Annotated in this window: 15 protein-coding genes; 14 read left to right on the top strand and 1 reads right to left on the bottom strand. The window is 55.7% G+C overall.

Annotated elements, in window-relative coordinates; genetic code table 11:
* Nucleotides 1-352: 352 nt before the first annotated feature.
* The 14 genes from ACEE09_RS05070 to ACEE09_RS05005 all read left to right on the top strand — a co-directional run bounded on the left by ACEE09_RS05070 (nt 353) and on the right by ACEE09_RS05005 (nt 14,716).
* Entirely contained in the window at nt 353-883 is a 531-nt protein-coding gene (locus tag ACEE09_RS05070) for a hypothetical protein (protein WP_449082659.1), read from the top strand.
* Between the two features lie 94 nt (nt 884-977).
* Nucleotides 978-1,829 (top strand): RNA polymerase sigma factor, encoded by an 852-nt coding sequence (locus ACEE09_RS05065; RefSeq protein WP_449082657.1) that lies wholly within the window; start codon nt 978-980, stop codon nt 1,827-1,829.
* Nucleotides 1,830-2,089: 260 nt separating this feature from the next.
* The gene (locus ACEE09_RS05060; protein ID WP_449082655.1) at nt 2,090-2,317 is read left to right on the top strand and encodes a hypothetical protein; all 228 of its coding nucleotides are present in this window, start codon (nt 2,090-2,092) and stop codon (nt 2,315-2,317) included.
* A 14-nt stretch (nt 2,318-2,331) separates the two neighbouring features.
* Nucleotides 2,332-3,444, top strand: a complete 1,113-nt coding sequence (locus ACEE09_RS05055) for a transglycosylase SLT domain-containing protein (protein ID WP_449082653.1) — start codon at nt 2,332-2,334, stop codon at nt 3,442-3,444.
* Nucleotides 3,441-4,172 carry a hypothetical protein gene (locus ACEE09_RS05050; RefSeq protein ID WP_449082651.1) on the top strand — a complete coding sequence of 244 codons (732 nt, stop codon included), beginning with the start codon at nt 3,441-3,443 and terminating at the stop codon, nt 4,170-4,172. The genes ACEE09_RS05055 and ACEE09_RS05050 overlap by 4 nt, the downstream gene beginning before the upstream one ends.
* A gap of 12 nt (nt 4,173-4,184) precedes the next feature.
* Nucleotides 4,185-4,766, top strand: coding sequence for a hypothetical protein (locus tag ACEE09_RS05045; RefSeq protein ID WP_449082649.1), 582 nt, complete (start codon nt 4,185-4,187; stop codon nt 4,764-4,766).
* Complete coding sequence (locus ACEE09_RS05040) at nt 4,763-6,244, top strand: hypothetical protein (RefSeq protein WP_449082647.1); 1,482 nt, start codon at nt 4,763-4,765, stop codon at nt 6,242-6,244. The genes ACEE09_RS05045 and ACEE09_RS05040 overlap by 4 nt, the downstream gene beginning before the upstream one ends.
* Before the next feature lies 1 nt (nt 6,245).
* On the top strand, nt 6,246-6,797 hold the full coding sequence (locus ACEE09_RS05035) for a DUF6668 family protein (protein WP_449082645.1): 552 nt from the start codon (nt 6,246-6,248) through the stop codon (nt 6,795-6,797).
* A gap of 124 nt (nt 6,798-6,921) precedes the next feature.
* The gene (locus ACEE09_RS05030; RefSeq protein WP_449082643.1) at nt 6,922-7,152 is read left to right on the top strand and encodes a hypothetical protein; all 231 of its coding nucleotides are present in this window, start codon (nt 6,922-6,924) and stop codon (nt 7,150-7,152) included.
* A gap of 103 nt (nt 7,153-7,255) precedes the next feature.
* The gene (locus tag ACEE09_RS05025; protein ID WP_449082642.1) at nt 7,256-9,196 is read left to right on the top strand and encodes a hypothetical protein; all 1,941 of its coding nucleotides are present in this window, start codon (nt 7,256-7,258) and stop codon (nt 9,194-9,196) included.
* A gap of 1 nt (nt 9,197) precedes the next feature.
* The gene (locus ACEE09_RS05020) at nt 9,198-10,724 is read left to right on the top strand and encodes an SCO6880 family protein (RefSeq protein ID WP_449082641.1); all 1,527 of its coding nucleotides are present in this window, start codon (nt 9,198-9,200) and stop codon (nt 10,722-10,724) included.
* A 107-nt stretch (nt 10,725-10,831) separates the two neighbouring features.
* Nucleotides 10,832-12,430 carry a hypothetical protein gene (locus ACEE09_RS05015; RefSeq protein ID WP_449082639.1) on the top strand — a complete coding sequence of 533 codons (1,599 nt, stop codon included), beginning with the start codon at nt 10,832-10,834 and terminating at the stop codon, nt 12,428-12,430.
* A gap of 29 nt (nt 12,431-12,459) precedes the next feature.
* Nucleotides 12,460-14,220, top strand: coding sequence for a type IV secretory system conjugative DNA transfer family protein (locus ACEE09_RS05010; RefSeq protein ID WP_449082638.1), 1,761 nt, complete (start codon nt 12,460-12,462; stop codon nt 14,218-14,220).
* Complete coding sequence (locus tag ACEE09_RS05005) at nt 14,213-14,716, top strand: hypothetical protein (RefSeq protein WP_449082636.1); 504 nt, start codon at nt 14,213-14,215, stop codon at nt 14,714-14,716. Before ACEE09_RS05010 ends, ACEE09_RS05005 begins: the two co-directional genes overlap by 8 nt.
* 96 nt (nt 14,717-14,812) lie before the next feature.
* On the opposite strand, the gene mobF is transcribed toward ACEE09_RS05005, so the two are convergent.
* Nucleotides 14,813-19,936 (bottom strand): MobF family relaxase, encoded by a 5,124-nt coding sequence (mobF, locus tag ACEE09_RS05000; protein WP_449082634.1) that lies wholly within the window; start codon nt 19,934-19,936, stop codon nt 14,813-14,815.
* Between the last annotated feature and the right edge of the window lie 555 nt (nt 19,937-20,491).

Here is a 20,491-nt window from a genome sequence, read left to right as displayed (position 1 = left end):
AGAGGGTCGGTCTGTGGATAACTTTCAGCAAAATAACGTTTCACCTAGTCAGGCTTTACCGGCAAAAAATGCCGGTAGAGAGGGTCGGTCTGTGGATAACTTTCAGCAAAATAACGTTTCACCTAGTCAGGCTTTACCGGCAAAAAATGCCGGTAAGGCAAGACTTACCGGCAAAATCCCGTCACCTACCGGCACCACAGTGCCGGTAGGAAACAAGATTCTGCCGGTAGAGCAAAAAAGTGCCTTAATAGGAACCGCGTGCGCGACGCGCGCGTTAAAAGGAAATCTTTTGACTGATATTAATCAATCAATCAATCAGTCAGTCACCTCAAGTACAGGCGCGCGAGAAAAAATGACTGACGGACTGACTGAAGCGAACCAGACTTTGAAAAACCACCCGGCCCAGCCCATCGGGGCCATGCCCGCAGAAGTCGCCCAGCTCCAGCTACGAACTGCAATCAACCGCACCACCCCCGGCATGCTCGACACCGTGGACGGCCCAACCCTCGATGCCATCATGCGCCTGCTCGTTAGCCGTGAAGAGCGCCGAGGCAAGCAAGTGCAGAACCCTGTAGGTTTTTGCATCCGTGCCATCGGCAACGAACCTGGCGGCATCGAAGCACTCACTGCCCTGGCCAACATCGAACGCTACACCGCCCAAGAAACCCAACCAGCTGCCGCACCAGCCCAGCTGCCCTCAGCACCAGTTGCCTTCTGCCAGGTACACACCCGTGAGTACACCGGCCACTGCCCCCTGTGCCTCAAAGAAGCCACCGGCGCACTAACCACCATCAGCCCCGAGACCCCCGCAGACGTTGAGGCTGGTAAAGCCCTGCGAGACCAGCTACGCGCCCGCCGCCAAGCCAAAACCTCAGCCGCCTAAAGAATGCCCCTAAATCGGTTCGCGCCCTGCCCCATCACTCACCCGCACCAGCAGAGCACTACCACCGAAAACATCAACCCCGAAGAGAACAATCATGACTCATACACAAACCGGTGCCGCCCGCGCCTGGACACCCCAAATGCTCGAAGACTGGCAGAACACCATCTACCTCATCCGAGCCCGCCTCACCAGCGCCTGCCCCGCCCACGACGCCCACGACGTCCACCAAAACACCTGGCTAGCGGCACACCAGCGCCTTGACTCCTACGACCCCACCAAAGGCCCCTTTGGCCCCTGGATCCGAGCTGTAGCAATCACAGAAGTCAAAACCTACCAGCGCAAAAAACTCACCGAAGCCCACCACGATGAAACCTACAGCCACCTAGCCACCATCGGCATCAGCGAAACCCTCTCCCTGATTGAACAAGACATTGCAGACGGCATCATCGAAGAAGACGGCAACTACGCTCGCCTGCACCACATCATGGGCATCCTCTCGGCAATCATGGAAAACCCCGCCCACCTAGAGCGCACCTTGAAAATCGTTCTAGCCTTTGATGGCAACGTAGCGGCCGCTTCCAGGGCTCTGGGTATCGCCCCAAAGACCCTGCGGGATAATCAGGCCAACACTGTGCGCTTGGCTCAGGTTATCCACCGTGCGCTGGATGCTCATGAACGGCTAGCTGCCCAGGGCGGCACTGAGGCTGTTACTGTCGAAGACTTGCTCGACTGTCTGCCGGGTAAGGAGGCTAACCTGCCTGCTGGCTTTAGCGTACTGGTCTCGATGATAGCTACCGGAACAGACCTGAATGCCTCTGCGGTGGCCGCCCTGGGCGAACAGCTAGGCATCTCCCACTCCCTGAGTCGGGACTACTACAACCAGACCCTCAAGATGCTGTCAGTGGCCAAATTGGTGATTGATAGGGGACTTGCTGTTCATACATAACATCATTCCATGTCATATCACATCGTTTCATGTGGTGTTATGTGGTTCTGTGTTTGCGTATATCTGACATGCTGTGATGGCGTGTGATGTGCTGTGAAGTGATGAAATATAAAACCATGTGATATGACATGAAATCACACGATACGATATGAAGCCTGGCTGCAAAGGATTCTAAAAAACCACAGCAACAGCCCGCCGAAACCACCAGCTAAGTGCATATACCTCTACGAACCCCACAAACGTAGATGAAAGAGCACACTATGGCTAAAGCCCCCACCCGCTGCACCCTCTGCACCAGCACCACCAAACTCACCACCATCACCCAACCCAACACAGGCAACCGTAGCCCCATCTGCACCAGCTGCCACAGCCTCGTTAGCTCCAACGCCATCAACCAGGACATCACCCCCTGGCACGCTTACACCCAGCTATTAGACCGTCTTGATAGACACTTCGGTAGAGGTCTCCAGCTCACCAGTATCGGATAAACCAGGAGAAACGAATGAAAAACAAAGGACTACTCATAGGCGCAGGCGTCCTCATCTCAATGCTGGTTGGAACCGCTGCCCTGCTGCCACTACTCTTTGGCGTCTTCACCACTATCATTACCCCCATCGAAAAAACCTCAACAAAATGCAGCCCATCAATAACAAACACGAGTGAAAACAAAGACGGCCTCATCAACGTCCCGGCTGAATATGTAGAAGATGTAGAAAAAGCAGCTGAAGAAGCAGGGCTACCGGTTGAGATTATCGCTAAACAAATTCAACAGGAATCAAACTGGGATCCTAACGCCGTATCACCAAAAGGCGCTAAAGGCCTAACCCAGTTCATCCCCTCCACCTGGGAGGCAATCGCACCGGGGGAAGACCCCTTTGACCCCCATGCTGCTATTGCAGCCCAAGGCCGTCTCATGAAACAACTCAAAGAACAGGTGAAACCTCTTGCTGGCGATGATGCTAACCAACTTGTGAAACTTGCACTGGCGGCATATAACGCTGGCCCTGGCGCTGTTCTGAGCCACGGCGGGATACCGCCCTACAGTGAAACGCAACATTACGTTGAAAACATTACCTCCGGTGCACAGGTCAACTTCTCATCCACCTGCTCACAGGTCGATGGAGCAAAAGCCTGGGACGGCGACTTAGGCGATGGCGAGTGGACAACCCCCTGCCCTGGGTGTTACCTCACCTCCGGCTATGGTTGGCGCGATCTGGGCCCCGGCTTCCCCGACTGGATGGACGAACACGTAGGAATTGACATCGGTAGCGCCGGTAGTGCTGGCGGTGCCACAATTGTTGCCCCCACAGACGTAACCATCGTCAACATCGACCCCGTATACGGTTGTGTTGTCAGCCAGATGCCAGAGACCAAACTACAGCTAATGTTCTGCCACCTCAATAGCTGGGATGTAGCAATCGGGGACAACCTCAAGCGCGGTGACATCGTTGGCATAGAAGGCGGCCGCGGCCCTGCCGGCCCGAACAACTTTGCCCCACACTTGCACTTTGAAATGTTCGATCCTGAATCTCCGGTGCCGGCTGTTCCCTATAACGGCCACAACATCGACCCCTTGCCGATCCTACGAGAAAAAGGAGCAGCCCCGCTAGAATGAGCACCCCAACCACCACCCCAGATCCCAACAACCTCACCCAAAAAGTAAGTAACCTGCCCTGGTGGGTCAAAGCACTCGCCTTTGCCCTAGCAATCATCCTGGCCTACGTCCTTCTAGCTCCCAAACAGCAGGACAAAGCCACCGAACCTGTAGACGAAGCTATCACCGGGGCACAAGTATCCGCCAGCGCCTCTACCGTGACGGCTACATCCAGTGCTACTAGCACAGCAGAGAGTACCGCTGATGATATTGCAGAAGGTAGCTGCACCGACCCGGCCACAGTTGATAGGTCAGATTCCGAGGCTCTTATCAAGGGCTTTACTGAAATCGCCTTTTGCTGGGACAGTACCGCTGACCCCAACACCACCGCAGCCATTCTCCGTGCAAAGCCCCTGCTGACCGAGGAATACTACAACTCCCTAGACCCTAACGTCCGCAACTCAATGAACGCTGACTTCATGGCCGTCTACAAGAGCAAGGCCTACACCCTCCCTCGGTTCAGCTTTGCTCCCGAAGAAGCAGACCAGATGCCTGAAGGCCTTGACGCTAAAGATGTCATCGTTGAGTGGACATGGCTAGGGCGAGACGGCTACGAATACAAAGGTGGTCGCGCACTAGCTACTGTCACTGCCGTTGAAGAAGAACCCGGCCAATGGGCCATCAACGGGATGCAGATTAACTCCGTGAGCAGCGAAACCGGCATGCTCTACGGCAACACCAACCAGTAGAAAGGAATCACCATGAGCACCACTACAGAGAACCAGCAGCCCCTCAAGCAGCGAGTCTCCATCAAAGCATGGGCCCTTATCCTGCTGACCGCCCTGCTTGCCCTGAGCACCCTGGTGCTAGGCATCGGCTACTCCAAGACCCAGGCCGAACTCAAGACCACACAGGATAACGTCGCCTCTTTGGAAAGCACCGTCCAGTCTCAGCAGGCCACTATCGAGACCTACCAGGCTGACACCCAATACTGGAGCGTGGAAGAACAGGACAACGCTATCGCTGTTGCCGCCGCCGCTGTGGGGGTCGAACGGCGCGGGGCAGCGGCGGACTTCGCCTCCTACCTCTTCCATATTCAGCAGTACGGCACTGATACCTTCAAAACCCAGATTGACGGCACCAACAACGCCATGAGAACACGCGGTATCGTCCGTGAAGTTAGTTCAACTGACTTCTCGCAGGCAGATAAAGCCATCATCCGTATCGGCTCATCAGGCACCACCGGCCCGCGCAGAGCTACCGGCTTCTTTGATGTGACTGTCGTAAAGGCTGATGACGGTTCAATCCTGGTCGATTCATTCTCAGGGAGCACTTTTCAATGAGTAACGAAGACACAGCAACTAAACCACCAGAGTTACCGCTCTTTCCGGTCATTACGGTAGAGGTCGATGATGAGAACCATCAGCTCTACGCCTCAGCCCCTGGCTCTACCCTCGTCACCCATTCCTACGATAGAGAACAATGGGCCGATGAAACCCAAGTAGCCTACCGCAACGAACAGGTTGCCCAGGTCGTCGGTGCCATCGCCCAGGACATCGGTATCAATCACCCCGTGCGCGTGAACGTAGCGATGGACGATGAAAACATCTACAAGATGTGGATGGATCATCAAGGCACAGAGCTACAGATGCTCCCAGAGTCCAGCCCTCAAGAATCAAAGCCCTCCAATGGTAAAACCTTTGGGGGGCTTTCACCTAAGCTCTGGGGAGCAATCATCGCCTTTATCCTCTGCGTTGCAACCATGATTGGGGCAGTGCTATGGAAGAACGGCCAGGAAGAAGCCGCACCCATCTACACCCCACCCCCGGTACAGCTGCCGGTCTCTGCCCCAGCTGGATGGGACACGTTCGCGGACTACTCCCTAGAGGCCACCACAGCCTCACCGCTGATTGTGGGAGACAAATTGCTCTACGCTCAGGACGGCGAATTGAAAATCGCTAACTCCCTTGATGGGGTACAGCTTTCAGCTCACTCTGTAGGCTTTGACATCACCTCCATCACCACCGTGACAGGGTTAGGGGAGAACATCATTGCCGTTGGCGGGGCTAACTCCCAAGCAGCTATCGGCACCCTGGGAGGGGAACTACACACCATCAGCCGCCCCACCCAGCAAGCTACCTTGCACTGGGTGTCAGGTGTGCCGGTCTTTACCAGCACCGGCGCGGTGTGGGTGCCTAACTCTAATGGTGAACTGACTAAGCTCACCGCCCCAGCTGATTCCGTCCCTGCCGCCGTCTTCGGTGGCACCGTCTGGATGGTCTCAACTGTCGATACCCAAGCATGGCTCATCTCATCGGATGCACCTGAACTACCGGCTCCGGTCAGTATTCCAGCCCCTGGTGGGTACACCTACCAGGGGTTTATAGCATCGGTCAATAATCACCTGGCCTTTGCCTTTAGTAATACTGAGTCACGCGAACAGGTCATTGTTCTAGCTGATGCCACTGAGACAGGCACCTTGGAGAACGGACGCACCGTCAAGGGTAATTACAACCAGACACAGGTATCTGTTGACCTGGCCCGTAACCTGCTACTGACCGGCTCAACCCTCGTGGATGTTGCCGCTAACCAGGCAATGAATGTTGGGTCGAACGCCTCTTACGGTGGCGGGTATGCCTGGGCTCGTGGCACAGACCCCCAGCGCATTAGCGTCACCGGCGATGTCACCAGCTGGGCTACTAGCTCCGCTACCCCTGTTATCCCGGCTGACGTTGATAGCCAAGGTAGGGCCGTGGTGCTGTACAAGCCCTCTGCCCAGGATGTGCCCTCAAAGCTCTACGTCCTACGAAAGGAGAATTAGCATGGCCGTTTTCTCACGCCGCCAAGCGGTACTGGAAAAACCCGCCCCGGCTAACCCCTTTGTAGCACCGCCTACAAAGAAAGAAGAAGTCGAGGACATCGGCGTTAGCGAGTTATTCGATAACGACGTGTCCAAGCACTTTGAAGCCCCCAGCTTTGGCTCATCGTCCATTGGGCTCTACCCGGTAGCTGGGGGAGTGGGGCTATCTACGATGGTTCGCTTCGCACGCGGTGCCCTGAGCGAGAATCACCAGGTTTGCGATGCGGTCATTCTGGTGAGCACCACAGCTGCTGACCACCTCTACAAGGCCCAGAATCTACTCCGCACCGGCACCACTGCCAGCGGCCAGCAGATTATCGGAATCGTGCTGGTAGAAGACCGGCCCAAGCTCTCAAAAGACACTATCAAGGAGGCCAAAAAAACTCTTCGCATGACCAAACACAGCTGGGGCATCCCCTTTGTCAATGACCTGCGAGAACCCAAGGACATGACCAAGTTGCCCTACCGCTACCGCAAGGCGCTAGAGAGCCTGAGCAAGGTAGCAAGCTCCTAACATACTGCTGCACCGCGCTGGTGCAGTTGCCCCTATCTACACCCCCACACACTGGGCCGGTTACAGATAGGGGCATTTTTACACCCAAAATCACCATTTCTTCACGAATAGAAAGAACATACCAATGAACGTAACCCCCACCCCATTCCCCGGCGCAGAAAACCTGAACACCGTTATCGGCTGGGTAGCCTACGGCGGCATGATGGCCCTGCTGGTCTTCTTCATCATCGGCATCGTCAAGGCTGCCCAGTCTCGCCGCCAGCACGCAGAAGAACGTGTCGAGGCTCCCGTCTGGCCTCTGATTGGCGCTGCCATGCTCGGTATGGCTGGCACCATCTTCAACTTCTTTATGTAAAAAATGCCCTGAAATTTCTGGCTCCTAGACCAGAAAACATAGAGCGGCGCTACCTCAGACAGGGGTAGCGCCGCTCTTCTCCCTAGAAAGGAAAGGTGAGCTTATGGACTTCATTAAAGATGTTCTTAGCGGCGTCTTTGGGCCAGTATTCAAAGGCATTGAAGCTATTGCCAGCTCTGCACTGGGCAAAGCGTTTGAAACTCTCGTCCAGATCATCTATAGCTGGCTCGTAGGTATTCTCGAAACCATCGGTGGATGGTGGCTTGAAATTGACCCGGTTGGGGCCAGCGCTAACTCAGGGGTGGTCAGTACCATCAGTGACACCACCCGCCCTCTAGCTGCCATGCTTGGCACCATCGGCCTCATTATTGGCTTCGTTCGGGTAGGCCGCTCACAGGGTTCAAAAGAAGATACCTCCATGCTGATTGAGGGGCTGATGCGAGTAGCTATCGCCGGTGGCGTAGCTATACCCGGCACTCAGTTGCTGATGGGCTTCTCATCAGCTTTTGCCCCCTGGGCTTATACGACTATTGTCAGTGCTGCCCACGATGAGGCGGCCTCGCTGATGTCTCTTTTGCCTCAGAACCTTGATAACGCAGTGGTTGGTCTGGCTGGTCTGTCCATCCTCTTCATCGGCCCGCTCATGCTTTTTGCTTCCATCATTCAGGCCATGATGGCTATGGGGACAGATATTGCTGCGGCCGTACTCTCTGCACTTCTTCCTATTACAGCCGCTACCTCTGTCACTGCTCAGGGTAATAAGGCCTTTTGGAAACAGGTTGGTTGGATTATCTCTTGCGTTGCTTTCAAACCAGCTGCCGCTATTATCTACGGTTTCGGTGTTGCTATGGTCATTGGCGGGAATCTGAGCACCACTGAGGGCACCTCGAACCCGGCGCTGTCCATGATTGCTGGGCTTATGGTCATCGTTCTTGCTTGCTTCTCATTACCCTCGCTGGTTTCGATGGTTGCTCCTATGGCCGGTGTACTTGGCTCTTCTGGTGGCCGGTTTATGGCTTCTGCTGCTGGTGCTGCCGTTGGCGCTGCTGTCGTGGCTGCTGTCGGTGCTGCCTCAGCTGGTGCTGGTGCGGCTCCTGCCGCTGCTGCTACCGGTGCCAGTGGAGCTGCTGGCGGCGCGGCGGGCGGTGCTGCCGGTGGTACTGCTGCTGGCGCAAGTACGGCCACAGCTGGCACCAGTGCAGCAAGTAGTGCAGGTGCTGGTGCTGGAGGTGCAAGTTCAGAGCTCGCTGCTGGTGGATCCCAGGCCTCTGCAGAAGGCTCAGGCGCTGCCGGTTCGACTACTGCTGGTGCTGGTGAAACAACCGGTGCTGGTGAACTTGGTGCCGATGAAGCCTCTGCAACAGGTGGCACACCAGGGGTAGATGCTGATACCGCTGGTTCGAATCTCGGGGCCGGTGACGCTGATGCTGCCGGTGCTGATAGCTACTCAGCTGACGGTGCCTATGCACCCGATGCCTCTGCACCTGATGCCTCCGTACCCGATGGCTCTACTACTGAACCAGCCGGGGCTCAGAGTGGGGCAAGCACCGAGGCCCCCGATACAGGTGCAAGCGCCTCTGATCCAGCAGGTGCAAGCGCCTCTGATCCAGCAGGTGCAAGCGCCTCTGATCCAGCAGGTGCAAGCGCCTCTGATCCAGCAGGAGCTAGCGCCTCCGATACAGGTGCCAGCGCTCAGATGCCAGCTAGTGGGGCCGACTCAGACACTAGCTCTAGCTCTACCGCAAACGGTGCTGCCGGTTCTACCAGCTCAAGTACCGGGGCAACATCCGCTGAGGCCTCGGGCACCTCAACAGGTTCCGATACCTCTGCAAGCTCAGGTGCCAGCCTCTCATCAAGCTACTCAGACGGCGGCTCATCCTCGGCACCCCCCGTCGCCAACGGGGCACCTACCACCACCAACAGCACCTACCGCCCACGCGGGGGAACATCCGCCCACGACGCCGCCCGGTATCTGCAAGATATGACCCGCGTAATTGGGGACGAAACTGAAGGCGCTATCAGACCAGAAGGAGCAGGCCAGTAAATTGAGTACCACAGAAGAAACCCGTACCCGCTACGGCAACATCATCATCCCACCAGACTCAGGGTTCTTTGGCATCCCCAAAGCGGTCTCGAATCTAGCTGTGGGCATCATCTTTAGTGCCTTCGCCATTTGGTTCCTCCTCTCCCTCATCCCCGCCCTGGCCCGCTACTCCATGTGGGTAGTACTTATCTACATCACTATCTCCGGCATCTACATCCTGCGTCGCCTCCGCAAGGGGGTTGCAGGACGCTACAAATGGCAGGAAAAGAAAATGAAAAAGCTCTTTCGCAAAGCAAAAAAGGAAGGCCTGACCTCCTACCGCCCCGGCCCCTCTGGCGATACCCCCGACGGCTCCTACCGTCTACCGGGCGTACTGGCTACCACCGAATGCTCGGACTACATCGACTCATTCCATGAGCCCTTTGGCCTGCTCTGGGATCCTCAGCGCGAGGTCGGCACCGTCTTCATGTCTGTTGCCGCCCCCGGTCTACAGCTCCTAGACCAAAAGTTCGTCGATGGCATGGTAGCCCAGTGGGCCGCATTCCAGCGACAAGCAGGCACCAGCGCCAACCTCATCCAGGTTGCCGCATCCGTTGTCTCCACCAAAGACTCCGGCATGCGCCTGCCCCTGGCCGTGGCCAAGCACCGCACCTACGCCGGTGACTCCCCAGTACCTCTAGCTGCTCGGGAAATCATGGACGAGGTACTGGAACTGGAAAACCAGGCCCTACCGCGTATCGAGCACACCGTCTCACTGACCTTTTCAGCTCGGGCCATGAGCGAAGAAGGCATTGCCGCGCGCACCAAGGACGAACTAGCCGATGAGGTCTCTACTGTTATCAAGAGCTTCAAAGACACCCTCTCAGCTGCCGCTGCCGGTACAGTGCGCCTGATGGATGCCCAGTCAATCACTGACAGTTTCTACTCCGCCTACAACCCCGGCCAGGCACACTCTATTGACGTTGCCCGCATGGCAGACGGCGGCACCAATCTGCGCTGGGAAGAAGCAGGGCCCACTCACGCGGACGCCGAAAAGGACTACTACGCGCACTCGGACTACTACACCAAGAGCTTCCAGATGTGGAAACCCCCGGCCACCCTCTTCATGGAAGATTCGCTCCGGGCTCTACTCTCACCTGATGCCAATCTAGAGAAGAAGCGCGTGACCCTTATCTACCGGCCCCTAGCCCAGGACAAGAGCCACGAAATCGCCCTGAGCACCGTCAACGATGCCCTCTATGAAGGCAACCAGAAAGGACGCAAGGGAGGCTCCCGCTCTCGCGTGCTGATCCAAAAGGCAGAACAGACCGAAAACGAGATGGCACACGGGGCCACGCTGGTGCCCTTCACCATGATTGTCAGCGCTACCACTGATAACCCAAAGAAGTTCCCGCGTATCTCCACCGATGTGCGCCGTGCCGGGGCAACCGGGGTCAACCTGGGCTTACGTGAAGCTACCTACACCCACGATGCAGCCTTTGCCCTGGGCCTGGGAGCTGGCATCATCCCGCGCGAGTTCAAGCTTTAACCCACGCACCCCATCAATGACCGTCCCCCTGGGCCCCAGCTAGCCCTGGGGGACGCCCACCTTACACCTCAAAACATCACCCACCACCACGTTAGGCAGGCAGACACATGGACTTCCTCATCGACTGGACTATCAAAATCCTCGATAAATTCAACGGCTCCAAAAAAGACTTTGCCCCCGAAGAAGCCCCGGCACCAGAAGCAAAATTCAGCGAACTGACCTCCCGAGGATTCAAAAAATCAGGTGGCGGCTACATGAGCATCATCGAACCACCCGTAGAATTTTCAGCCTCATCCCAACAGGTCGCCGGTCTCTTCCCCTTCTGCGTCGGTTCCTCAGAACCGCTCATTGGCACCATCTTGGGCCGCTCTTTGACCAACGGCCAGCCCGTCACCGGAGACCCCGTTTCCCTCTACCTTGCCGGTATTATCTCCGCTCCCTTGGCCATCGTCATGGGCCTCAACGGTCGCGGCAAATCAACGCTGGTGCAGCGCATGATGCTAGGAATTGCCGATGCAGGGTTCTTGATCATGGCCCTGGGCGATGTGAAGCCCGACTTTAGAAAGACCATCACAACTCTGGGCGGTCAGGTCATCGAACCAGGCCCCGAGTTGGACGCCATCAACCCCTTGGATGCCGGGCCCATGTGGCACCGCATCAAAGACCTCGAAGCCTTTGACGCCGCCAACGGCACCCGCCACGCAAAGACCCTCAAGGCAGAGATTCACACCCGCCGCGTCTCCACTATGCAGTCCCTCTTCCGGCTCTCAGGCGACGAAAAGGCAACCCGAGTTGCCAACGACTCCCTGCTGCTCTCACTTGCTATCGACCAAGCAGATGCACAGTGCATGGCAGAAAACCCGCCCCGCCAGCCTCTGATTGAAGATGTACGTCAAGCTGTTCTGGCAGGCAACGAAGCGATGCGAACCGCGCTACTGACTGAAACCACAGAAGAATACAAGGCCGCCTCACGCGATTTGGTGCTGGCTTTGAACGTCTTCAACACCGGTGGCGCATTTGGCGACGTATTCTCTCGCCAGACCACCACCGAGATTGACGTGACCCGCTCAGTGGACTTTGACATCTCATCGGTACGCGAGTCTAAAAACAAGAACCTACTCGCGGCAGTTCAGATTGTTTGCTGGGCCTACGGTCAGGCTGCAATTGGCGCGGCCAAACGTCTAGCTGATGTGGGCCTGGAACCTCAGCGGAACTACTGCGTGGCTATGGATGAGCTTTGGGCGCTGCTAGAGATTGACCCTGAGATGATTCACCATATCGACGAAATCACCCGTCTGAACCGTACCTTGGGTATTGCCCAGATTCTCATTACTCACACCCCCAAGGACTTTGTGTTCAATGAACCTGGCCTAACTGAAAAGGCTAAGGGCTTCCTTGAGCGCTCACCCATGAAGCTCTACGGGGCGCTGGCTGAGACCGACATGGAGGCCCTAGATAAGGTCATGCCTATGACTGAGCGTGAGAAGAAGACCCTCATCTCCTGGTCTCCTGCCGGTCATATGGATCCTGAAACCATGCAGGTCTCACCGCCCATCGGACGCGGTAAGTTCTTGCTTAAGTACGGTGAGGGCCCTGGTAAGCCTTTCCAGCTGACTATCACACGGGGCGAGAAAGAAATCTTTGAATCTGATGGAGCGTGGGGTCAAGCTATCTCTCGTGCCCGCTCACCTATGCGTGCTGTCTAAGCAGAAGTAGTAGAAAGGACACGAACCTTATGTTCCGCTCACGTTCATGGGTGGGGCTCTACACACTGGTACTAGGCTTTATCGGTCTGGCCGTTGCCCTCCAAGTAGGGCAACGGCTCACCGGGGCCAAAACCACAAGCCTCAACCCCCTCATTGGCATTCTCGAACTCATTACCGGGCGCATCAAAGCCTCACCCCTTAGCTGGGTGCTCGTTGCCCTAGTCATCATCGGCTGCGTTATTTTCTTCGTGGTCTTTGGGGAAGAACCTAACGAGAAGTCCCCAGAGCGCAAGAACCAGCTGCTGGGGGCCCATAAGCTAGAGAAAACTGCTACCGGTAAAAACCTCTCCAAGTACGCTACCCTTACCGGCCTGACCATCGGACGTATCATCGGTTCAGGAAAATGCGTTATCCAGAACTGGGAGTCGGTCGGCCTGTACTTTATGGGCCCCCGCATGGGTAAAACCAGCGGTATCGTAGTGCGCCACGCTATTGAGGCACCTGGGGCCTATATTTTTACGGCCAATAAGCCTGATGGGGTTGCTGAGATTATTGCCGCCCGTCAGCACATGGGCCAAATCTGGTTATGGGATACAGAACGCCTGCTACCTGTGCCTGTAGCTGACGGCCAAGAAACGAAGCCTCTGATGGTCTGGAACTTCCTTGGTTCTATCACCTCCCGTTCCCGTGCTGAAGCCTATGCCAAGATTCTCAATGACTCATCCAAGCTCTCAGGCGAGAACGATAACGTCTCATCGGATGCTTACTTTGAGCCTGAGGCCCAAAAAGTTGTTGTCGCCTCCTTGCTCGCTGCCTCATCACGCGGGTACTCGGTGGTGAAGATGCTGGAGATGACTCAGGAATCCACCCTTGGGCAACTCTATTCCATCGTTCAACAGGATTTCCCTCTATTGGCTGCCACCATTAAGAAGGTGGCCGAACAGCCCGATAAGACCAAAGAGAACATCCTGGGAAGTGTCTCTCGTATTCTCACGGCGCTCTCTAACGATGAGATTATCCCTTGGCTCGACTCCAGCACCGTCCGCAAGCACGAGCTCTTTGACCCTGCCAAGTTTGTCCGTACCCGTGACACCCTCATCATTTTGGTCAAGGACGGCGGCTCTTCTGCTGCTACCTTATCCTCCCTGCTCGCTGAGGCTGTCATGAACGCCGCCTTGGATGCGGCAAGCCCACGGCTTGACCCGCCCTTGGTCTGCGATTTCGATGAAGCGAACAACACCGTTCACATTCGTACCATGCCTAAGCGGTACACCTACTTTGGGTCTCGCGGCATCATCGTCAATCAGTATTTCCAGACCTACTCAGACGGGGCCAGGCTCTACGGCGAAAAGGGCTTTAGGTCTCTGCTGTCTGCGGCTACCGTCAAGGTCGTTGGTGGTGGCATTGACGAAGAGCGTGAGCTAGCGGCTATCGCTAAGACCCTGGGCACCTATGAGAAGAAAACCGTTTCGTCCTCAGCCTCACGTGAGGGCGGGTTCAATACCGGGGCTACCTCAACCTCCATCTCACGCCGCAAGGAAGAGATTATGTCGGTGGCCGAACTCAGTAACCTGCCCCAGTTCCGGGCCGTCTGCCGTATCTCAGGTGTAGGGCGCGGCCTGGTCGAAACCACCCCTTGGTTCAGAGATGAAGCACTCAAAGAGAAAATTGACCCCAAAGAAGTAGAGCGAATCGCTAACAGCCTGGGCTACAGCCTGGGACTAGCTAAAGAGAACTCATCGTCCCCGTCCCCGTCCCCAGATAAGAAGGAGCCCCTGCGCCTTGTATAACCCCCAAGAACCGAACCGGCTACTGACCCTTAGCCCCGCCCAACAGGACGAGTTTGAGAACTTCGTGCAATGGTACTTCCAGGTTCTCGAGTCCAACCGCGCGCACCAACCCTGCATCAAGTGGTATCTGCACCCCGAGGCAGTAGACCGCCTCATCGCCCTGTGGTCGGCCTCCCTTACCGTGAGTATTCCCAAAGTCGATATGACCGGTACACCTGTGGGGGATGAAGACGCACTGAAACAGGCCACGAGCTTACGGGAATGGTGGCGTGAAGCTGATATCCAGAACAAGATGCTCTTTGATGGTTCGTCCTCCCCGTTCTCAAACTGCACGCCCTATAACCACGTTGAGCCTCACACCTATGAGCGGTCAATGACTGAACCCATGCCCTTTCCGAAGATTGATTGGGATGTGCTCTACCCGGCAGAAGAGGAACCCACTCAGATGCTAGAGGGCCCCTCAGATACAGAAGAGAAAGAATCTACCGGTAGCTAGTAGATAGACTCCGCCGCCAGCAATGGCCAGGGGGTAGTCCACAGATCCTGTGGACTACCCCCTTTTTTTTATGCCCTTAATCAGGTGGGTAACCTGCTAGCGGGTAGTGCCCCGCTGGCTACCCACTACCTGCTGGCGGTTCAGACGGTCAGCGGCGCTTTCACGCTTGGCCTGAGCATCAAGAGCCACAGCAATCTGACGGCTACGATGCTGACGCGCCTGCACCGTCTCCTGCAACTTACCCAGCTTCACCTGAGCGTCCTTGCGAGAGCTACGAGCCTTCATCACCTTTAGCTTCACGTCCTGACCCTGCTGCTCGAACTGCTCCAGCTGCTCCTTAGCCTGAGCCAAGGCTGCCTGGTTCAGCTCGAACCGCTCCTTGGCCTGCCGCACAACATCCTGGGCAGGAACCCACTGCGCTTCAACCTCTTCAAGAGTGGTGAACCCGCCATAGGATGCAGCAAACTTGGCGGTGGCCTCATCTACCTGACGCGCGGCCTTGGCACGGCTGAAGAAGCTAGCACCCTCCAGCGCTGCCTTAGCCTCCTTGACCGGGCGGTAGGCCTTCTTCGCACCAAAGAACACATCAGACTGAGCCTTGAGCAACTCCACACGGTACTGCTGGTGCAAGGGAGTGAGCTCTTCTACCAGCTGTTTGAGCTCACGGGTCTTGCGGGCCACCTCATTGCTTTGGGTAGATAGATTCGCAAGTTGCTCATCAAAGGAGCTGACCTGCTCCTGGAGGTAAGCCACCTTCTCGTCACGGTTCTGTACATCAAGGACGTACTCAACCTCTGAGCGGTTCTCGCGGGTCTCTTGCAGATGCTCGGCACGCTGGGCAATCCTGGCGGACTCTTCAGCAGAGAGCAGAGTCGATGACAGGCGGGAGCTCTTGTGCATGGCAACCATCTGGGCTTGCAGGTACTGGCCGCGTTCCGATTCTTGGTACTTCTTCGGAATGGCCACAACCTCACCGGCAGGCACCTTGTACTGGTTGCGGTATGCCTCAATCTCACCGGCGATCCTGTACCAGCGTTTTGCCGCACGGGGATAAGCAGGCACCTCACCCAGGGACTTGACCCATTCAGGGCGTTCATCGGCCAGCTGCTTACCGCGCAGTTCGATAAGCTGCCCGATTTGCTTACGGTGAGACGCTAGCAGAGCCTTGTTCTCAGGCTTGACCATCGGGTTAGTTGCCCAGTACGGGTCAACGGTGTGGTTCGAGACGCCCGCACGTACCGCGTCCTTGGCCGGGGTCTTGTACCCGGCATCTTCTACGGTCTTGAGCGCGGTTCTACGCAGACGCTGCTCACTCTTGAGAGCCTTGACGATGGTGAAGAGATGGTCGCGGCGCTTCTCACCGCGGACGAACTGTTCCACGGCCTTTTGCTCCGGGCCCATCTGTGCACGTCGTACCCACTCGTTATCCATTGCATAAGCGTTCTGCCGCAAATCGTCGATATAGGGGTCTTTGGCGTCCTCACGAGAGCGCAACAGGGCAAAGGTCTTCATACGCATCTCGCGTAGCTCTTCGGTCTTCACCAGAGCGTAGGGACGGTCAGCCCAGTTGGCATCTTCAAGGTTGGCGCTATCAGGCTTCTTGGGCAGGTTGGCCTCAGCGCGGGCAATCATCTTAGCCAGTGTGGCATCAGAGTAGCCACCTAGCGGGCGGGCCATGCGTTCCTCAAGCAGTGCCTCGTTGTGCTCGCGTACCTGCTTCACACGCCACTGCATGACGGCCGCTGCATCGTGGGCGTCCTCGAACCCGCGAGTGGGGAAGGCCTGGCGTACAGCATCACGGGGGTCGAAGCCTGCACGGTAGACTTCATCTAGCTCGTAGCACAGGGCCCCGTATGCCTCTGCGTTAATCATCTTCTCTGCTAGGGTATCCCCGACTTCCTGGCGCAACATGGTGGCGTAGGACTGCTTCATGGAGTGCTCGGCCAGGTTGTTGTAGATGCTGACGCGGGTTGCCACATCTCGGGTCTCTGCGCGCAGACGCTCTACCTCTTCATGCACGGAGAGGTTCTTATCGTAGTTGTTAGTGATAGCCTCCAGCACGGCGTCGCGGTTGTTCTCAGCGTCGGTGGCTACGTAGATGCGGTTGGAGAAACGACCACGGGTTAAACCGACATAGGCACCGGCGCGGTCGGTGCTCATATCCACATAGGCGTGGGTGGTATCTACGGTCGCACCCTGGGAGCGGTGAATAGTTGAGGCATACCCCAGCTCAACGTTCTTGACAACGTAGTCAGTTGAAAGAACAGTCTTGCCACCGTGCTTGAGGTTCTTGACCACCATAGACCCGTCTTTACGGGTAGAGAGAACCTGCCAGAGGTCGCCGTTCTTCACAAAGTCCTTGCCGTCACGGACTCGATTCATTCGATCGTTTTGACGTGAAACAATCACATCGCCCTTATAGGCAGTGGTCAAATCGTGCAGAATAATACCCCGCTTATTCTCAACCACCTTGCCCTGGGCAATGGCCTGAATCTGGGCGCGCTTATTCAGCTCTTGGACGGCCTGATTGTTAGCTGCCAGCATCAGTGACTTTTTGCCGGCTGCGGTATCTGCGCTCCATGCCTCAAAGACCTTGGAGAGCATAGCCTCAGATTCACCGGCCATTACACGGTTATTGTCGAGGTACCAGGCAAAAGGTTTATCGGCTCCGGTTGAAGCAGGTTCACGCAAGAGCATAGAGGCGTTGGCCTCTTCAATATTGGTGCTACCGTCCTCATTACGGAAACGGAAAACATCTTCGAGGTAGACAGCACCGACTTCTCGCTCAATCAGTCGTAGGGCACCACCGGCACCTACAGCTGAGAGCTGACGAGTATCGCCCATACCTCGGATAACTGCACCGCTGTTGTAAGAATGGGTCAGTAGCTCGTTGAGTTTGGGAGTTGAAACCATGCCGATTTCATCCACCAGGAGAACATCCCCAGCATTCAGGGAACTAGGTCCATAAAGGAAACGGTCAATGGTTGTAGCTTCGATACCTAGTTCTTGGCTCATGACAGCTGCCGCTGCTGCGGTTGGGGCCAGACCGATAACCTTGCGTCCTTGTGCCTTTACGGTCTTGACGGTAAGCACGGTTGAGGTGGTTTTACCGGCACCGGCAGGGCCGATACCAACGACTAGACGCTTGGAACTGGTGGCAAAAGCACGGGCCATGTTTTCCTGTGCTTCTGATACCTGGCTGTCTTTCTGATGGGCTTTGAGCTGCTCTTCAAAGGTAGCCTTTTGAGCCGGGGCGATGGCGTCAGTGCGGGCGGCTGTTAGTAGGTTTCGCTCACCTTCGATGATGCGGTGGGTGGTGTAGAGCTGGCTACCTGCTCGGGTGTAGACGCTGGTGCCGTCCTTACGGAACTTCTCTTTGGGCACGTCCATTGTGTGCTCAGTCCGCATTGAAAGAGAGATATTTTTGACGGACTTGATGGCGTTGTTGAAGAGGTCGTCGTCAACAAAAGAGCCGTTGGTGAGCTCTCGGAAGTAGCGGTGTGCCTCGGCTTCGATGTGGCGATCGCTCCACATCGCACGGGTGTCTTCAAGGCGGCCAATAATCTTTTCGGCGTGCTCTAGGGGAGTGGTTGCAATGGCTTTACTTATTCCCTCGACGACTTTTGCAGACTGTTCGCAAGAAGCATTCCACAAGTGCGCTTCGAGTTGATCACCTGTGGGTAGGTAAACATCTTTGAGGGATGTAGCTTTCTCTCGCCATAGCTCGTTGAGGTCTTTGAGTGACTTAGCTTCGAGTTTCTGGGGGCGAGTTGAGAGAGTAACCTGCTGGTAGAGCTGCTTGACCTGACGCTCGTTAGGCTCATAGCCGTGGTCTTTGACGAACTGGGCATGAACCTTTTTGTACTCTTTATTGATACTGGCGCGGCGTGATGAAAAGGCCTTGATTGCCTCATCGTCGATACCGGCCAGCTCGTAAATGAACTTGCCTTTACGCGGTACTTTAACGAACTCAAGGCCCAGGTTCTGGTGAATGTACTGGGCAATCTTGGTGTTATAAAGTTCTGAGGCGCTGACCCCGTAGCCGTAAATATTGCGTCCGTCGATGGCTGACCATCTACCATCTGCACCCTTGACGCGGTTGACGATGACCAGGTGGTCGTGGATATTAGGGTCGCCTTCTCGGGAGTCATAGTGACGGAATTTAGTACCGATAATGCCACCGTCAACGTCAATTTGCTCCACACCGCCTTGCCCGCGACGGGTGTAAAGCGCGTTTTCTTCCAGGTAGGTAATGACATCTGCAATGGCTGCTTCGTGGGCTTTTTCGATGCCCTTGCGGAGGTTTTCGTTACCCAGTCCCCAGGCGATTGAGACTGATTTGGTGGGGGAGAATACGAGGTCGTATCCGGCGATTGACTGTTGTGCGGGCTTTTCTAGGCGCTGCATGTAGCGTACTAGCTCTTCGTTTTCGGGGTTGTAGCCGTTCTCTTCGCGGAACATTTTGGCGGCTACTTCTAGGCGGTAGGCACGCATTTCAGCCTTGGAAGGTTCGGCCTTTCCAAGGCTGTTGTGCTTGTCAATTTTCTTCTGAACTGCCTTGAGGAAGTCCTTATTAGCGGTGGGGTAGGAGTGGTCTCTGTTGTTAAAACCATGCTCTCTGACCCATTTTGCGATTGCTTTTTCCTTGGCTTCTTCTGCTTTGATTTCTGCGGCTCGGTACTGGGCAGGTGTTAGTTTGTAGGAGCTGATAATCTTTGCCAGCTCTTCCTCAGTGATATTGATTCGCTTGGGGTAGAGGGAAAGATCAATCTGCGATTTTTTATATTCAGACACCTTTTTTGTGATTGTTGAACGGTCTATTCCCAGCTTCGAGGCGATTGAACTATGGGAGGCGTAGTTCTTGAGGCGGAAGATGATCTCAGCGTTTTCTTTGCCTAAACGAACACGTTCCTCTTCCATCACCCGAATACGTTCAAACTCACCTGCAACTATGGCTCCGTTAAAAACTTCGGTGTAAGTTTCGGGAGTAAATGGCTTGGCTTTGCCACTGAAGAGCATTTCCATCTGAGCTTCCGTGACGTTGCCTGAAACCCCGAGCTCATGGATAGATGAACCAACCCACTGACCAGGGGGTAGGCCCTCAACGGTATAGTAATCGCCGATTTTACGGTCATTTGAGCGCAGTGCATCACCTGTCGCCACCTCATGGGTGTAGTAGGTGTGGCCATCCCCGTGGGACAGCTTATGCACGGTCATCATGGGACTATTCTACAACAATAAGCATGCTGGTGAAAACCTGAGTCACTGAGTGCAAGAGGTGTGACGAAAAAAGAGCGATTAGCGACTGACAGCGAGCACAGCGAAACTGGCAATAATGGGGGAGCCTGCGGAGGAATTATTGGCAGGAAGATGTGGCGGCGAGCTGGAGGGAGAGGTTCTAGCGCGAGTGGCTTTGGCACGTTTTCAGGTGAGGCACGAACAGGAAAGCAAACGTGACAAAGGTTGCTGAGAAGCTGTACAACAGTGAGGAACGAACAGTACAGCACAGCGAACAGCAACAACGAGCAGCGAGAAAATTGATCATGAGTCCGGCACACTTGCCGCGATTTTGCACACGAGACCAGGGGAGTGTAACTGCTGTGCACAGCTTAGAAAGGAGCCTGCGGGATGAATAGGCTGTGTGTCAGGAGTTCACTCTACTGAGCGTGGTGTGTGAAACTTGTGGATGAACCTGTGTGCATCTGGGGGAGCCCTGCGGAGGAAGATGTGCCCAGGTTATCCATCAAGTTTTGCACGCCCTTGAGCGTGTCGATT

It is taken from the genome of Rothia sp. 88186D007BW (genome assembly GCF_053544215.1).
Note: the sequence above shows the minus strand (reverse complement) of the source record. Positions and strands in the feature narration are given on the sequence as shown.

Coding starts and splice junctions, on each gene's coding strand:
- ACEE09_RS05070 (WP_449082659.1), top strand. CDS start 353: ATGACTGACGGACTGACTGAAGCGAACCAGACTTTGAAAAACCACCCG.
- ACEE09_RS05065 (WP_449082657.1), top strand. CDS start 978: ATGACTCATACACAAACCGGTGCCGCCCGCGCCTGGACACCCCAAATG.
- ACEE09_RS05060 (WP_449082655.1), top strand. CDS start 2,090: ATGGCTAAAGCCCCCACCCGCTGCACCCTCTGCACCAGCACCACCAAA.
- ACEE09_RS05055 (WP_449082653.1), top strand. CDS start 2,332: ATGAAAAACAAAGGACTACTCATAGGCGCAGGCGTCCTCATCTCAATG.
- ACEE09_RS05050 (WP_449082651.1), top strand. CDS start 3,441: ATGAGCACCCCAACCACCACCCCAGATCCCAACAACCTCACCCAAAAA.
- ACEE09_RS05045 (WP_449082649.1), top strand. CDS start 4,185: ATGAGCACCACTACAGAGAACCAGCAGCCCCTCAAGCAGCGAGTCTCC.
- ACEE09_RS05040 (WP_449082647.1), top strand. CDS start 4,763: ATGAGTAACGAAGACACAGCAACTAAACCACCAGAGTTACCGCTCTTT.
- ACEE09_RS05035 (WP_449082645.1), top strand. CDS start 6,246: ATGGCCGTTTTCTCACGCCGCCAAGCGGTACTGGAAAAACCCGCCCCG.
- ACEE09_RS05030 (WP_449082643.1), top strand. CDS start 6,922: ATGAACGTAACCCCCACCCCATTCCCCGGCGCAGAAAACCTGAACACC.
- ACEE09_RS05025 (WP_449082642.1), top strand. CDS start 7,256: ATGGACTTCATTAAAGATGTTCTTAGCGGCGTCTTTGGGCCAGTATTC.
- ACEE09_RS05015 (WP_449082639.1), top strand. CDS start 10,832: ATGGACTTCCTCATCGACTGGACTATCAAAATCCTCGATAAATTCAAC.
- ACEE09_RS05010 (WP_449082638.1), top strand. CDS start 12,460: ATGTTCCGCTCACGTTCATGGGTGGGGCTCTACACACTGGTACTAGGC.
- mobF (WP_449082634.1), bottom strand. CDS start 19,936: ATGATGACCGTGCATAAGCTGTCCCACGGGGATGGCCACACCTACTAC.